Raw genomic sequence first — 13,758 nt, forward strand, 5'->3', positions numbered from 1 at the left:
ATCTTAGGTTGATTCAGCTTGATCGTCAATAAACGCAGGTGCACTTTCATCTTTTGCATGTCAAGATAGATTCATGGCTGGAAAGAAGATGGACATGGGTCCCAGTGGCGAAACGGTCGCGGACAACATCAAGAGGGTGCGGGAGGCCAGGCGATGGACCTATACCGAATTGTCAAAGCGCCTGACCGACCTCGGGAGGTCGGTTTCTCCGCTCGCGGTGAGACGCATCGAAGAGAGGGAGCGCAGGGTTGATGTTGATGACCTGGTTGCGTTTGCCATCGCTTTGGAAGTCACCCCGAAGACTCTCCTTATGCCCTACAGCGAGAGCATGGAGGACATTGTGGGGATTACGGGAGGGGTTGATGAGCGTGCCGGCGTCATAAACGCCTGGATGACTGGCGAGGCGCAATTGCCCCATCAGTCAGGCACACAGTGGATCGAGTTCATGGCTCTTGCTGCCCCAGCGTGGCGATATAAGGAGATCGCGGCTGTGGTTAGGGGTGTGCGTGTCGTGAACTCGCTCGATGATCTTCGAGCAAGGCAAACCGGGGAGTTGCCGGGGCCTCGAGAAGCTGGACAGCTCAATGGCGACGATTGAGCCATACGAGACTTCGGCCGGTAAGCGATACCAGGTCCGCTATCGGAAGCCGGATCGTTCGCAAACCAAAAAGCGTGGTTTCAAGACCAAGCGTGATGCCGAGCTGTTCTTGGCTTCGGTTGAAGTGTCCAAGGCGCGTGGCGAGTTCATCGATGCGACTGCAGCGAAGGCATTGATTGGGCCCCTTGGTGCTCAGTGGCTTGCGCGTCAGACCCATCTGAAGCCATCGTCCCTCCGCCCAGTGGAGTCTGCCTGGCGAAACCATGTCCTGCCGGCGTGGGGTCACGTCCCTGTCTCCGATGTCCGTAGAACAGCAGTGCAGCAATGGGTGTCAGAGATGACGCTAGGGGACCTGGAAGCGAAGCCGCCGCGTAAGCCCAAGGGGGCAACACTCGTCATCCGCGCCTATGGGGTGCTGGCCGCCATTCTGGATGACGCCGTGAGTGACCGCCGCACGCTCAGCAACCCTGCCCGAGGCGTCGTGCTGCCCCGCAAAGTGAAGAAACCCCACGTCTATCTGACGCATGAGCAGGTCCACGCTCTGGCCGCGGCCAGCAAGTACCCGGCACTCGTGCTCACGCTCGCATACTGCGGCCTACGCTGGGGCGAGGCGACCGGGCTGAGGGTCAAGCACTTAGACATGCTCCGTAGGCGTTTCATGGTCGAAGAGAACGCCGTCCAAGTCGGTTCCGTGATTGAGGTGGGCACGCCCAAGAACCACAAGAAGCGCACCGTTCCCTTCCCACGTTTCCTGAGTGAGCAATTGGCGCTCCAATGCGAAGGGAAGGGGCGCGAAGATCTGGTATTCCCGGGCGAGGACGGGCACCATCTGAGACTGGCGCGGGTGCACGAGGACAACATGAGCTGGTTCGCTGGCGCCGTGAAGCGTTCCGGGATTCCCAGGATCACGCCACACGATCTTAGGCATTCTGCTGCGAGCTTCGCGGTCTCGGCCGGCGCCAATGTGAAAGCCGTCCAGAAGATGCTGGGCCACAGTTCCGCGGCCATGACGCTGGACGTCTACGCGGACCTCTTTGACGGCGACTTGGACTCGGTTTCGGACGCGCTAGATCACGCTGTATCTCTGGCGAATGTGCCCAAAATGTGCCCACCAGCCTGATTTGGACAAAGCAAAAGGCCCCGCCTCCCTTGTAAACAAAGGGAAGCAGGGCCTTTCTCATTGGCGGTGACGGTGGGATTTGAACCCACGTTGGCTTTTACACCAAACAACATTTCGAGTGTTGCACCTTCGGCCGCTCGGACACGTCACCAACTGAAATAGGGTACCGGAGTCGGGGCCGGTTCCCCAAAACGGGCCCGCGGGAAGCCGTCGGCAGAACCACCCCAAGCCCCGCGAAACAAGGTCAACTTCCATCCGAAGCGACCCACCGATAGATTCATAAGCATCATGACTATTCCTCACGATCAAGTGCACGAAGCCCACGCCTACTGGGTCACCAAGTCAGGCGATGGCGAACTACGCCCGGAGTCCCTGCCGCCGAGGCAAAAGGAAGAAGCCCTGGTCAGGACCCTGTACTCAGGAGTCAGCCGCGGAACCGAGCGCGTGGTCCATGAAGGCCGCGTCCCGGAGCGGGTCGCCGATCTGATGCAGGCTCCGCACCAGGAAGGCGACTTCCCCGGCCCGGTGAAGTACGGGTACCTGAGCGTTGGCACCGTCGAAGAGGGCCCGGAGGAATGGCGGGGAAAGACTGTCTTCAGCCTCCACCCGCACCAGGATTTTTACATCGTTCCCACCAGCCAGCTCACGGCTATCCCCGCGGACGTCCCGGCCCGCCGCGCCGTACTGACCGGCATCGTCGAGGTTGCCATCAATGCCATCTGGGAAGCCGGACCGAGGCTGGGAGACCGGGTCGCCGTCGTCGGTGGTGGCTTGGTGGGTGGCGTCCTGGCGACGCTCCTGCGGAAGTATCCGCTGGGCCGTCTGCAATTGGTGGATGCCGACCCGGAGAAGCGCAACCTCGCCGAAAAGCTCAGCATCGAATTCGCCGAGCCTGAGGACGCAGCCAACGACAACGACATCGTCTTCCACTGCTCCGCCTCCAACGACGGCCTGAAGCTGAGCCTGCAACTGGCGGGTGACGATTCGGACGTCATCGAGCTTTCCTGGTTCGCGGACAAGGAAGTCACCCTCCCGCTCGGCGAGGACTTCCACGCCCGCAGGCTGAACATCCGCTCCAGCCAGGTGGGCGCCGTCGCTCTCCCCAGGAGGCACCGGCGCACCAACGCCCAGCGGCTTCAGGAAGCTGTCAACCAGCTCAAGGATCCGCTGTTCGATACGTTCCTCAGCAGCGAATGCCAGTTCCAGAACCTGCCCACCACACTTGTTAAGTTGTTCGAACGGCCCGGCGGTTTCTGCCATGTGGTCGCGTACCCAAACCCGGAGGATTAGTACATGTTCAGCCTGACCGTCCGACGCCATTTCATGATCGCCCACAGCCTTCCCCGCGAAGCGTTCGGCCCCGCGCAGGGCCTCCACGGGGCCACGTTCGTTGCCGAAGTCAGCTTCCGCCGCCAGAACCTCAACGACGACGCAATCGTCCTGGACATCGGCGCAGCAGGCGGCATCCTCGAGGAAATCCTTGAAGACCTGAACTACAAGAACCTGGACGAACACCCCGCGTTCAAGGGCAAACTTTCCACCACCGAGGCGCTCGCAAAGCACATCGCAGACGCCATGGCCACCCGGATCCAGGACACCGAAGACGGGCCCGCGCTCGCCGGCATCGATGTCGTCCTCCGCGAGAACCCCGACGCCTGGGCCGGCTACTCGCTGGAGCTTCCGGCCAAGTAAGTGCACATCCGCTTCCTGGTTCCGGGGAACGTCAGGCACGGCTCCGGCGGCAACAAATACAACGCCAAACTCGCCGAGCACCTGACGGCCCTCGGCGCCTCGGTTGAGACGGTAACCGTCGACGGCGACTGGCCGGTTGGCAGCCCGGCGGACCGGCAGCGGTTCGCGCAAGCGCTCGACGGCGGCACCACCGTGATTGCCGACGGCTTGGTAGCGAGTGGGGCTCCGGAGGAGATCGCCGGCGCGGTCAAGGCCGGAACCAAGGTCTGGATCCTCTCGCACATGGCATTGGCGGAGCACGGTGACCTTGAGTCGAAGGCGTTGGCGGCCGCGACCGGGATTATCTGCCCTAGCGTCCACTCCGCCGCTGAATTGCAGGCTAAACACGGCTCCCTGGACATAGCGGTGGCCACCCCCGGCGCCGAACCAGCAGACCTCAGCGCGGGTTCACAGCCCAAGCACATCGTTGCTGTCGCGGCGTTGCTGCCCAACAAGGACCAAGCACACTTGGTAGAGGCCCTGAGCCAGATAAAGGACCTGCCCTGGACCGCAGCGCTCATCGGTTCGGAGGAAGCTGACCCGGCGTACGCGGCCGAGGTGAGGGCCGCCGTCGAGCGTCATGGACTCAAGGACCGCATCCGTGTCACCGGCGAGCTGACCGGCACCTCACTCGAAGAGCAGTGGCACCAAGCCGACCTCAGCGTCCTGCTTTCGCACTCCGAGTCCTTTGGGATGGTGGTGACCGAATCGTTGGCCCATGGCGTCCCGGTCCTTGTCCGGCAAGGGACAGGTGCAGTGGAGGCGCTGGGCGGTACCGGGGCGGGCGCCGCGTGGGATCCCCGGGAAGCTCTCGCGGACACTCTCCGGAGCTGGCTGACGGACGTCGAAATCCAAGGGTCCTGGCATGAAAACGCCATCCGGGCCCGCGACAACCTTTCGGGCTGGGACAACACTGCTGCGATTGTTTTGAAAGCCGTGACAGCTTCGCCCTGATAACCGGGTGCAGAATGGGGCCATGACCAGCATCGCGCCTGCCGCAGACACCCTGACCCCTGAACGGCTCCGGGCCTGGGCCTGGCACAAGCAGGGCCTGGACGGTTCGCTCCAAGGCAAAACCTCAGAGGAAGTCTTGGACCACGCCGGTTGGGCCCGATCCGTAGGCGGCGCCAACCCGTACCTGACGCTGTTCGCCAGGGCAGGAACCAGTCGCGAACAAGCTGACAAGGACGTCAGGGCGCTCAGAATCCACGAACTCCCGACCGCCCGCGGATGCACGTATGTCCTGGGCCAAAGTGACTACCCGTGGGCTCTCCAGATCGGCCGCGACGCCGCGATTGCCCCGTTCAAGGTGCTGGCACGGCTCGGCGTGGAACGTGGCGAGATCACCCTCCTGGAGGGCGAAGTGGAACACGCCCTCAAAGAGTCAAGTGAGCCAATGGACCCCAAACAACTCAGGGACGTGCTGGGCGATTCGGTCCGCAGCCTGGGTGAGGAAGGCAAGAAGAAGGGCGCCTCCACCACGCTGCCCACCGCCCTGGGGCTACTGCAGGCGGAAGGCCGCATCCGTCGCGTCCCGGTCAACGGCCGCCTGGACCAACAGCGCTACGCCTACACGAATTGGGGCCTGCCGCCCAGCGATATGGACGACGACGGCGCCCGCCGCCTGCTGCTGGAACGGTACTTGCGCTGGACCGGGGGAGCGACGTTCAAGCAGACCCAGTGGTTCACTGCCTTTACGGTGGCCCAGAGCAAGGCAGCGCTCGCCTCCATTGGTGCCATGGAGGTGACCACAGCCAGTGGAGATGTGCTCTGGATGCTGCCTTCCGACGTCGAGCGTTTGGCGGACTTCGAAGAGCCGGGTGACGAACAAATCCAGCTGTTGGCAGGCACAGATTCATTGGTCCTCCACAGGCGCAATTCGGGGGACATGTTCGCCGATGAGGACAAGGGAAAGAAGGTCCTGGACACCACGCTGGCACTTCAGGCCGACCTGCCGGACCACCCCATCCTGGATCGTGGGCGGATCATCGGACTATGGCAATACGATCCCGGTAAGGAACGGATCGCGGCGTGGACTTTTGACGCTCCCACTGCAGCTGTGAGCCAACGGATCGCCGAGGTGGAGGCCTGGATCCGCGATGAACTCGGCGATTTCCGTTCGTTCAGTCTGGACTCCCAGGCATCACGCCAGGTGCGGATCGACGCGTTGGACGCGGCGGCAGGGCGGTAGGGCGCGATCAGCCCGAACCATACGGCCGGGTGATCGCCTCCAGAAAGTGTCCGTCGGGGTCCGTGAAATAGATGCCGCGGCCGCCGTCGTTGTGGTTGATCTGTTGCCCGCGGGAACGTGCAGGGTCGGCCCAGTAGGGCACGTGTTCTGCGGTGATCCTGAGGAAGATCTGGTCGAACTCTTCTTCACTGACCAGGAAGGCGTAGTGCTGCGGTGTGATGTCCCCGTCCGCGCCCAGGAAATCCAGTGTCACGCCGTTCTCGAAGGACACCGTGACGAAGGACCACATGGGCTTCGGTGCCGGGAGACCGAAGATCCGGGCAAGGAACTCTGCGGATCGCTGCTTGTCCGTGGCGTAGACGATGGTGTGATTGAACGAAACTGTCATGGCTTGCTCCCGTGAAGGAAGGGATCAGGATGGGCGGTGCTCTACAGCGTGTTCCGCCGGAGCGTGTCCTGCCGGAGCGCGATGTGAGGCGAAGAAGTCCTTGAGGAGCGCCGCACATTCTTGCTCGCGGACCCCGGCGTAGACCTCCACCCAGTGATTGAGGCGGCGCTCGCGGAGGATATCGAACACGGATCCCGCCGCTCCTGCTTTCTCGTCCCACGCGCCGAAAACGACGCGGGGAATGCGGGCCAGGACGATCGCCCCGGCACACATGGCGCACGGCTCCAGGGTGACCACCAGGGTGCAGTCCTCGAGCCGCCAACCGTCGTCGCCCCCTCCGGAATCCAGGGCGCGTTGTCGCAGCGATGCGGCCGCCTGGCGGATCGCCACCACCTCGGCATGGGCGGTCGGGTCACCGTGCGCCTCCCGTTCGTTACGTCCGGAACCCAGCACGCCGCCGTCGGGCCCCAGCACCACGGCGCCGATCGGCACGTCGTCGGTTTTCAACGCCAACCGGGCTTCGTCCAGGGCAAGGCCCATCCAGGCCAGGTGTTCTGCGTGATACGGCTCGGTGGCGCTCATGTCTCAATGATAGTTTTGGGGGATGCGCACACTCGTCGTGGACCACCCGCTGGTCGCTCACAAGCTCACCGTTCTGCGGGACAAGAACACCCCTTCACCGGTCTTCCGGCAACTCACCGAAGAACTGGTCACCTTGCTGGCTTATGAAGCCACCCGCGGGGTCAAGGTCCAGCCAGTAGAGATCGAGACCCCAGTCACCAAGACCATCGGCACGGCTTTCACCAAGCCCACGCCGCTGGTGGTCCCCATCCTGCGCGCAGGGCTGGGCATGCTGGAGGGCATGACCAAGCTGGTTCCCACGGCCGAGGTCGGCTTCCTGGGCATGGCCCGCGACGAAGAGACGCTGGACATCATCACCTACGCCGAGCGCCTCCCCGAGGACCTCACAGGCAGGCAGATCTTCGTCCTGGATCCTATGCTCGCCACCGGCGGCACCCTGCGCGAGGCCATCAAATTCCTCTTCAAGCGCGGCGCCTCCGACGTAACCTGCATCTGCCTCCTCGCAGCCCCCGAAGGCCTGTCCAAGCTGGAAGAAGAGCTGTCTGACGCCAACGTGAAGATCGTCCTGGCCTCGATCGACGAGAAACTCAACGAAAAGTCTTACATCGTGCCCGGCCTGGGCGACGCTGGCGACCGCCTCTACGGCGTGGCTGGCTGACTCACACCCCTACCGGTTTCCCGGCGGCCCCGTTAGCCTGTGGCGCATGGACTGGAAACTTGAACTGGTATTTGTCCCTGTGTCCGACGTCGACCGCGCGAAGGATTTCTACGTCAACAAGGTCGGTTTCAACGCCGACTTTGACGAGCGTCCCATGGACGGCATCCGCTTCGTGCAACTGACCCCGCCGGGTTCGGCCTGCTCCATCGCTATCGGCGAGGGCTTGTCAGATGCTCCTCCAGGTACCGCCCCTAACCTGCAGGTGGTGGTGAGCGACATCAACAAAGCCCACGATCAGCTCAAGGCAAACGGCGTGGACGTCAGCGATGTCGACATCCAGGACTGGGGCCACTTTGTGTACTTCGCCGACCCCGACGGAAACAAGTGGGCCCTCCAGTACTTGCCGCAGCGGCCGAACGGCTAAGTCACACAGCAGCACCACGTCCCGCGGGTGCGGCAGGATGGAACCATGAGCCATCCTGCCCAGCCTGCCTCCCCGCCGGTGCTGAATGCCCGTGCCGTCCTTTTCGACATGGACGGCACCCTGGTCGATTCCACGGCCATTGTGGAACAGGTGTGGCTGGAGTTCGCCCAACGCTATGGCCTGGACTTCGACGAGATCCTCCGCACGTCCCACGGCGTCCAGGCAGGCGATACTGTGCGCCGCTATGCTCCCGCGGGTTCCGACATGGAGGCGCTGACTGCCGAGCTCGGTGAAATGGAGCGGTCCCGGACGGACGGTGTGATCGCGCTGCCCGGCGCCGAAGCGCTCTTGGCTGGCCTGCCGGATGAGGCCATTGCGTTGGTTACCTCCGCAGACCGCATCCTGGCCGAAATCCGCATGCAGGCCGCCGGGCTCCCCATGCCGTCCACCACCGTCACCGCAGAGTCCGTCACCCGGGGCAAGCCGCATCCGGAGGGCTACCTCAAAGCGGCCGCGCTGCTGGGAGCCGAGCCGGCCGACGTCGTGGTTTTCGAAGACGCACCGGCAGGTATCGCGGCTGCGCGGGCCGCGGGGATGCGGACTGTTGTGGTGGGCGACGCAGGAGGCGGCCTTGAGCCTGGCATGTGGCGGATCCCGGACTACTCGGCCGTGACGGTCACCGTCGTGAAGGACGCCGACGGCGGCCACCTCCTAACGCTGACCCTCTAGCTTTCAATTCGTACTGTTCCAGCCAGTTAACCGGGCGTAGGCTGTGCGCATGTCTGCGATGCCGGAGGCTTACGGTGCTGCATTGGAACGGGCCATGGTCCATGCCGGTGCTTGGCTCACGTCAGTGCCTACCCGCCCTGTCCGTCCTTCGTCCGACGCCGACCAGGTGGCTAAAAGCATCCTGCCGCGGCTGCCTGATGAGGCCACCGATGCCGCCGAGGTAGTGGATGAACTCGCCGCTCTGGCTGAACCCGGCCTCATGGCCATCCAGTCCGGCCGGTTCTTCGGATGGGTCATGGGCGGGACCCTGCCCGCAGCCATGGCCGCCGATTGGCTCGTATCGGCATGGGACCAGAACACCGGACTCCGCTTCGCCACACCGGCGGCGGCCGCCATCGAGGAATCTGCGGCTGCCTGGCTGCTGGACCTTCTCCACCTTCCGGCAACGTCTGACGTCGGATTCACTACCGGTGCCACCACCGCCAACTTCGTGGGCCTGGCAGCGGGACGACAGTTTTTGATGGATGAGGCAGGCTGGGACCTGGACTCGTTGGGACTCAACGGCGGGCCGCGCATCACCACTTTTGCCGGCAGGGAGCGCCACGCCGCCGTGGACCTGGCGCTGCGGTATCTGGGTTTGGGAGCATGCGTCCCTGTTGAAGCGGACCGGCAGGGAAGGATCATTCCCGAAGCTTTGGCTGCGGCCATGGATGAGCAGCCCGGACCGTCGCTGGTCTGCCTGCAGGCGGGCAACCTGCACTCCGGCGCTTTCGACCCGATGGAAGAAGCCATTGCGGTGGCCCACGACCGCGGAGCGTGGGTCCATGTTGATGGTGCTTTTGGTTTGTGGGCAGCCGTCAGCCCCACCCTGAGGCCGAGGCTGGCCGGCGTCGAGGAGGCAGATTCCTGGGCCACGGATGCCCACAAAACCCTGAACGTTCCCTATGACTGCGGATTGGCGATCGTCTCGCGGCCGGAATCCCTCCGCCGCGCGTTCAGTGTCCACACCAGCTACCTGATCGCCACGGAAACAGGCCTGGGGGATCCGTTGGAGAAGGTTCCTGAGATGTCCCGGCGCGCACGCGGCATCCCGGTGTGGGCTGCGTTGCGGCAGCTGGGCCGCTCCGGTGTGATCGCCATGGTGGACAGGCTCGCAGCGAACGCACGGGCGTTGGCGGAAGGCCTGGCCGCTATCCCTGGGGTTGAGATCCTCAATGACGTGGTGTTCACCCAGGTGTCCGTGAGCTTCGGCAGCGATAACCGGACCCACAGGATCACGCAGCGGCTCATGGCCGAGGGGGCGGTGTGGATGTCTGGATCTTCCTGGCGCGGCCGGGAAATCCTCAGGATCTCGGTGAGCAACTGGACCACGGACGCCGGGGACGTTGCAGCGTCCATCGCAGCCGTCCGTGGCGCGGTTGAGGCGGAACCTGAAGAATAGACGCCCGTTACTGTGCCCTGGCCTGCGGCAGCTCAATGCTGGGGACGGTGGGCGGACTTCTGCCCGCGCAGGACGACGCGTAACCCTGCGGCCACCCGGGCGGCCGATCCCGTCAGAACCAGCGCGGTCAGGGCGCCCGGCAATAAACCGAGGGGATTGGACGTCAGCAGGACAACAACGACGAAGACCGCAGCCCACCCCAGGGCGCGAAGTACTCTGCCGGGAATACCGCTTCCCGTTTCCGCCACCGCACCGAGCTCCCTCCTAAGCTCACGGACGGGGACCCGTCCCCGGGCGAGGTCGCGCATCAATCGCGCCATGCCGCGCAGATCGGCGAAGGCTGTCCGTACGACGTCGACGCTTGAGTTGGGATCGTCAGTCCAGTCCACGGGGACCTCGTGGACGCGCAAACCGCAGAGCTCGGCGTCGATCATGAGTTCAGTGTCAAAGAACCAGCGGTCGTCTTTGATGTAGGGGAGGAGCTTGCGTGCGGCGTCGGCCCGGATGGCTTTGAAAGCGCACTGGGCATCGGAGACGTGGGCGCCCATGAGGGTCCGCAGCAGGGCGTTGTAGCTGCGGGAAATGATCTGCCGCTGCGGGCTCAGGTTCGTGTGCGAGGCCGGTGACAGCCGGGTGCCGACAGCGACATCCGAGTGCCCGGAGAGCAGCGGGGCCAGCAGGGGTGCCAAGGCGGAAAGGTCGGCCGGCAGCTCGGCTTCCATGTAGGCCAGAATGGGCGACGGCGAGTTTTGCCAGACCTGGCGGAGTGCGTTCCCACGGCCTCTGTCCTGGAATCGGACGACGAGAAGTTCGGGCAGTTCCCGGGCCAGGCGCTCGGCTATCCGAAGCGTACCGTCCGTACTGGCGTTGTCGGCAACAGTGATCCGGAACGCGTGCGGCAGTGACTCCATGAGGTGGCCGTGCAACCGGCGGAGGTTCGCCTCTAGCCGCGCTTCCTCGTCGCAGACGGGCACGGTGAGGTCCAGGACAGGAACCCGGGCGGGGACGCCCACGCCCGGGTCCTGCGGGTGGTGGACTACGGTCCCTGGATCCGTGATGGTCATGGATCCAGAATGAAGGATCAGATTATGAACGCTTTAGGCGGAAGCTGTGACACTACTGTGAGCCCCGGCAAGCACCTGTGAAAACGAAAGAAGCCGCCCTGGTTCCCGCCATCCGCTCCAGTAAGAACTGAGGCAAACGGCGGAAGCCGGGGCGGCAATCAAACAGCTTGGCTTAGTACCAGTTGTTGGCCAGGTGGAAGGCCAGGGCAGCTGACGGGGATCCGTAGCGTTCCTTGATGTAGTTCAGGCCCCACTTGATCTGGGTCTGGTAGTTGGTCTGCCAGTCAGCGCCGGCAGAAGCCATCTTGCCGGCCGGAAGGGACTGGACAATGCCGTAGGCGCCGCTGGAGGCGTTGGTGGCAGTGGTCTTCCAGTTGGATTCCTTCTCCCACAGCGTGTTCAGTGCCGTCATTTCGGCGGCGCTCCAGCCGTAGCTGCCCAGAATGCTGGCGGCGTAGGCCTTGGCAGCAGCGGGGTCATCCACAGCCTTGGGAGCTGCTGCGGCGGCTGCGGCTTCTGCGGCGGCGGCAGCAGCGGCGTCGGCTGCCTGCTTTGCGGCAGCGTCAGCGGCGGCCTTTTCGGCGGCAGCCTTTTCTGCGGCGGCCTGGTCGGCTGCTGCTTGTGCGGCGGCGGCCTGATCGGCAGCGGCTTTGTCGGCGGCAGCCTTGTCAGCGGCAGCCTTTTCGGCGGCGGCTTTGTCAGCTGCGGCCTTGTCGGCGGCAGCCTTCTCAGCTGCGGCCTTCTTGGCTGCTGCGGCTTCCTCGGCGGCCTTGTTGTTGCTGGCCTCGGCGGCGGTCCGGGCTTCGGCCACGCGGCTTGCCTCAGGGAGAGTAAGAGCTGCGTTGGCGGCGGTTCCGAGCGATGCAACGCCCAGTGCAGCGGCTATAACACCGGCTACTACGGACATGCGTGCACCGGACTTGCCGTCACGGGCTGCCTTCTTGAGGACTGACTGCGACTTGGTCGACGGGTTGTCGTTATGGTCGCGGTGACGCGCGGAATGGCGCGTCTGATCGTTGAATTCAGACATGTGTGATTACCTCTCAGCGCCTGCGGAGTTAGCTGTCGGGTTCGGATGAGGTCATCCGGCCGCGCATCACGCTGCGGCTTCACCCCAAGGGCCGGCAATAAATGCCTGGGCCCGGAGACTCTGGGTCCCCCGTCTCTGCCTCGGAGAAAGTACGGACTCCGGGAAGTGGCAGAGCTCGGCGCATCCCGGATGTGGGCCAGTTGGGGCGACCCACCCTTTCGACGGTACAGGAGGTTTCTGCAGAAGTCACATTTAGGTAACAGAGATCACGACGACGGTGAGTCGCCTTGCCGGGATCGTTACAGTTGTCCGCCGCTCACGGTTGGAAGCCTCACGGCGAACTCCGTACGACCCGGACGGGAGGTCACTTCGACGCTTCCACCATGCGCTTCCACTATGGATTCCACGATCGACAGGCCCAGGCCTGACGTTCCTTCCGACCCCGACCGCGCTGCGTCGGCCCGGGCAAAGCGGGAGAAGATCCGGCCTTGGAAATCGTCCGGAATGCCGGGCCCGTTGTCCGTCACGGTCACCACTGCACTGCCGTCGGCCGAGAGCATCACGCCGGTGACAACCGTAGTTCCGGGATCTGTGTGCTTCCTAGCGTTCGAGAGCAGATTGGCCAGCACCTGGTGGAGCTGCGTGGCATCGCCGCGGACGGTGATGGGTTCATCAGGCAACGAGAGCTGCCAAATGTGGTCCGGGGCCATGACTTTCTCGTCGCTCACTGTCTCAACCACAAGGTGGGTCAGGTCCACATCGGTGACCTTGACCGGTTGGCCTTCATCCAGCCGTGCAAGCAACAGGAGGTCCTCCACCAGCGTGGTCATGCGCTCGGACTGGCTTTGGACCCTGGCCAGCGACTTCCTGCCGTCGTCCGTGAAGTTTTCGGTCATCCGCAGCAACTCGGTGTAGCCGCGGATGGCGGTCAGCGGGGTACGCAGTTCATGGGAGGCGTCCGCTACGAACTGCCGCACCTTGGTTTCGCTTTCCTGCCGGGCTTCCAGTGCGCTGGATACGTTGTTCAGCATTTGGTTCAGGGCGTAGCCGACGCTCCCTACTTCAGTGCCGGGATGGGAAGCCGACGCCGGGACCCGCACCGCAAGTGCCACCTCGCCGGCGTCGAGAGGGAGGCGTGAAACCTTGGTGGCGACTTCGGAGAGCTGCTCAAGCGGCCGCATGGTTCGCCGGATAATCACCGTGCCAACCAGGCCGATCACCACCAGACCGCCCAGCGATACCAGCACCATGGTCCAGACCAGGGACGCCTCGGCGGTCTGCTTGTCCGCCAGCGGCAGGCCCGTCACGATCACGTCGTCGTAGTTTGTTGTCACGGCCACCAGACGGTAGTCGCCGTTGGACAGGGAACGGTCCACAGGGCGGCTGTCCCGGGGGAGTGTCAGAAGTACCTGCTCGTCAGCGTCCGAAAGGGAGACCCTCTTGCCCTGGGCGTCGATCAGGCCTGAACTCCGAACAGTTGATCCGTCGATCCGGGCGTTCAGCGTCCCGGCGGCCTGGCCGCGGGCCTCCAGCGGATCCGGCCTCCCGGACGGTGCGTTCGGAAAGCTCGACGGCGGCCTGCCGAACTCGTTCGCGCGGCTGGAGGCCTGTTGAAGCTGCTGGTCCAGTTGCTTGTTGAACACCGCGTCCATGGAGGCGTAGCTGACGATTCCGACGGCGCTGCAGATTGCTACCAGCAAGGCCATGGCTACCAGCACCAGGCGGGTGCGCAAATGCCAGGTGGAGGGATTGAGCCAGCTGCGCCGGGAGCTCCTGGCAACTCCTGAAAGGGTGCCCAATGC

15 protein-coding genes, 1 tRNA gene and 1 riboswitch are annotated in these 13,758 nt (G+C 64.1%); of the genes, 10 read left to right on the forward strand and 6 right to left on the reverse strand.

Features of this window, described 5'->3' with window-relative positions; genetic code table 11:
- The first annotated feature begins 73 nt into the window (after nt 1–73).
- Both PYR64_RS01715 and PYR64_RS01720 read left to right on the forward strand, forming a co-directional pair.
- A complete protein-coding gene (locus PYR64_RS01715; RefSeq protein WP_275777931.1) occupies nt 74–598 on the forward strand; it encodes a helix-turn-helix domain-containing protein in 525 nt (174 codons plus the stop codon).
- Entirely contained in the window at nt 585–1,718 is a 1,134-nt protein-coding gene (locus PYR64_RS01720; protein ID WP_275777933.1) for a tyrosine-type recombinase/integrase, read from the forward strand. Before PYR64_RS01715 ends, PYR64_RS01720 begins: the two co-directional genes overlap by 14 nt.
- A 61-nt stretch (nt 1,719–1,779) precedes the next feature.
- Here the strand turns inward: PYR64_RS01720 and PYR64_RS01725 are convergent.
- Nucleotides 1,780–1,869: transfer RNA gene (locus PYR64_RS01725), tRNA-Ser, on the reverse strand.
- Between the two features lie 137 nt (nt 1,870–2,006).
- On the opposite strand from PYR64_RS01725, the gene PYR64_RS01730 reads away from it, so the two are divergent.
- From PYR64_RS01730 to PYR64_RS01745, 4 genes are read left to right on the forward strand one after another with little or no spacing between them, the layout of a single operon-like run.
- Complete coding sequence (locus tag PYR64_RS01730) at nt 2,007–3,008, forward strand: zinc-binding alcohol dehydrogenase (RefSeq protein ID WP_275777935.1); 1,002 nt, start codon at nt 2,007–2,009, stop codon at nt 3,006–3,008.
- 3 nt (nt 3,009–3,011) lie between these two features.
- Nucleotides 3,012–3,410 carry a 6-carboxytetrahydropterin synthase gene (locus PYR64_RS01735; RefSeq protein WP_018777978.1) on the forward strand — a complete coding sequence of 133 codons (399 nt, stop codon included), beginning with the start codon at nt 3,012–3,014 and terminating at the stop codon, nt 3,408–3,410.
- A complete protein-coding gene (locus PYR64_RS01740) occupies nt 3,411–4,403 on the forward strand; it encodes a glycosyltransferase family 4 protein (protein WP_275777937.1) in 993 nt (330 codons plus the stop codon).
- Between the two features lie 22 nt (nt 4,404–4,425).
- On the forward strand, nt 4,426–5,640 hold the full coding sequence (locus PYR64_RS01745; RefSeq protein WP_275777939.1) for a crosslink repair DNA glycosylase YcaQ family protein: 1,215 nt from the start codon (nt 4,426–4,428) through the stop codon (nt 5,638–5,640).
- A gap of 7 nt (nt 5,641–5,647) precedes the next feature.
- On the opposite strand, the gene PYR64_RS01750 is transcribed toward PYR64_RS01745, so the two are convergent.
- A complete protein-coding gene (locus PYR64_RS01750; protein ID WP_144651627.1) occupies nt 5,648–6,028 on the reverse strand; it encodes a VOC family protein in 381 nt (126 codons plus the stop codon).
- A gap of 24 nt (nt 6,029–6,052) precedes the next feature.
- The gene (locus PYR64_RS01755) at nt 6,053–6,610 is read right to left on the reverse strand and encodes a nucleoside deaminase (RefSeq protein WP_189076136.1); all 558 of its coding nucleotides are present in this window, start codon (nt 6,608–6,610) and stop codon (nt 6,053–6,055) included.
- A 22-nt stretch (nt 6,611–6,632) separates the two neighbouring features.
- Here PYR64_RS01755 and upp point away from each other — a divergent pair, with 22 nt between their 5' ends.
- The 4 genes from upp to PYR64_RS01775 are packed head-to-tail and all read left to right on the forward strand — an operon-like array spanning nt 6,633 to nt 9,862.
- Complete coding sequence (gene upp, locus PYR64_RS01760) at nt 6,633–7,268, forward strand: uracil phosphoribosyltransferase (protein WP_275777943.1); 636 nt, start codon at nt 6,633–6,635, stop codon at nt 7,266–7,268.
- A gap of 46 nt (nt 7,269–7,314) precedes the next feature.
- On the forward strand, nt 7,315–7,692 hold the full coding sequence (locus PYR64_RS01765) for a VOC family protein (RefSeq protein WP_018777972.1): 378 nt from the start codon (nt 7,315–7,317) through the stop codon (nt 7,690–7,692).
- Between the two features lie 45 nt (nt 7,693–7,737).
- Entirely contained in the window at nt 7,738–8,421 is a 684-nt protein-coding gene (locus PYR64_RS01770; protein WP_275777945.1) for an HAD-IA family hydrolase, read from the forward strand.
- Between the two features lie 49 nt (nt 8,422–8,470).
- Nucleotides 8,471–9,862 (forward strand): aminotransferase class V-fold PLP-dependent enzyme, encoded by a 1,392-nt coding sequence (locus PYR64_RS01775; RefSeq protein ID WP_275777947.1) that lies wholly within the window; start codon nt 8,471–8,473, stop codon nt 9,860–9,862.
- 32 nt (nt 9,863–9,894) lie between these two features.
- Here PYR64_RS01775 and PYR64_RS01780 read toward each other — a convergent pair whose 3' ends face one another.
- From PYR64_RS01780 to PYR64_RS01790, 3 genes are all read right to left on the reverse strand, one after another.
- A complete protein-coding gene (locus tag PYR64_RS01780; protein WP_275777949.1) occupies nt 9,895–10,926 on the reverse strand; it encodes a glycosyltransferase in 1,032 nt (343 codons plus the stop codon).
- Between the two features lie 172 nt (nt 10,927–11,098).
- Entirely contained in the window at nt 11,099–11,956 is an 858-nt protein-coding gene (locus PYR64_RS01785; protein WP_110505008.1) for a hypothetical protein, read from the reverse strand.
- Nucleotides 11,957–11,959: 3 nt separating this feature from the next.
- A riboswitch (cyclic di-AMP (ydaO/yuaA leader) is annotated at nt 11,960–12,147 on the reverse strand.
- 108 nt (nt 12,148–12,255) lie between these two features.
- Nucleotides 12,256–13,755: a HAMP domain-containing sensor histidine kinase gene (locus PYR64_RS01790; RefSeq protein ID WP_275777952.1), complete on the reverse strand. Its 1,500-nt coding sequence runs from the start codon at nt 13,753–13,755 to the stop codon at nt 12,256–12,258.
- Nucleotides 13,756–13,758 lie beyond the last annotated feature (3 nt).

The organism is Paenarthrobacter sp. Y-19 (assembly GCF_029223985.1).
In the GTDB taxonomy this organism is placed as follows: domain Bacteria; phylum Actinomycetota; class Actinomycetes; order Actinomycetales; family Micrococcaceae; genus Arthrobacter; species Arthrobacter nicotinovorans.

Excerpts from the sequence above, each read along its gene's own strand:
- PYR64_RS01715 (WP_275777931.1), top strand. The coding sequence starts at position 74 with ATGGCTGGAAAGAAGATGGACATGGGTCCCAGTGGCGAAACGGTCGCG.
- PYR64_RS01720 (WP_275777933.1), top strand. The coding sequence starts at position 585 with ATGGCGACGATTGAGCCATACGAGACTTCGGCCGGTAAGCGATACCAG.
- PYR64_RS01730 (WP_275777935.1), top strand. The coding sequence starts at position 2,007 with ATGACTATTCCTCACGATCAAGTGCACGAAGCCCACGCCTACTGGGTC.
- PYR64_RS01735 (WP_018777978.1), top strand. The coding sequence starts at position 3,012 with ATGTTCAGCCTGACCGTCCGACGCCATTTCATGATCGCCCACAGCCTT.
- PYR64_RS01745 (WP_275777939.1), top strand. The coding sequence starts at position 4,426 with ATGACCAGCATCGCGCCTGCCGCAGACACCCTGACCCCTGAACGGCTC.
- PYR64_RS01750 (WP_144651627.1), bottom strand. The coding sequence starts at position 6,028 with ATGACAGTTTCGTTCAATCACACCATCGTCTACGCCACGGACAAGCAG.
- PYR64_RS01755 (WP_189076136.1), bottom strand. The coding sequence starts at position 6,610 with ATGAGCGCCACCGAGCCGTATCACGCAGAACACCTGGCCTGGATGGGC.
- upp (WP_275777943.1), top strand. The coding sequence starts at position 6,633 with ATGCGCACACTCGTCGTGGACCACCCGCTGGTCGCTCACAAGCTCACC.
- PYR64_RS01765 (WP_018777972.1), top strand. The coding sequence starts at position 7,315 with ATGGACTGGAAACTTGAACTGGTATTTGTCCCTGTGTCCGACGTCGAC.
- PYR64_RS01770 (WP_275777945.1), top strand. The coding sequence starts at position 7,738 with ATGAGCCATCCTGCCCAGCCTGCCTCCCCGCCGGTGCTGAATGCCCGT.
- PYR64_RS01775 (WP_275777947.1), top strand. The coding sequence starts at position 8,471 with ATGTCTGCGATGCCGGAGGCTTACGGTGCTGCATTGGAACGGGCCATG.
- PYR64_RS01780 (WP_275777949.1), bottom strand. The coding sequence starts at position 10,926 with ATGACCATCACGGATCCAGGGACCGTAGTCCACCACCCGCAGGACCCG.
- PYR64_RS01785 (WP_110505008.1), bottom strand. The coding sequence starts at position 11,956 with ATGTCTGAATTCAACGATCAGACGCGCCATTCCGCGCGTCACCGCGAC.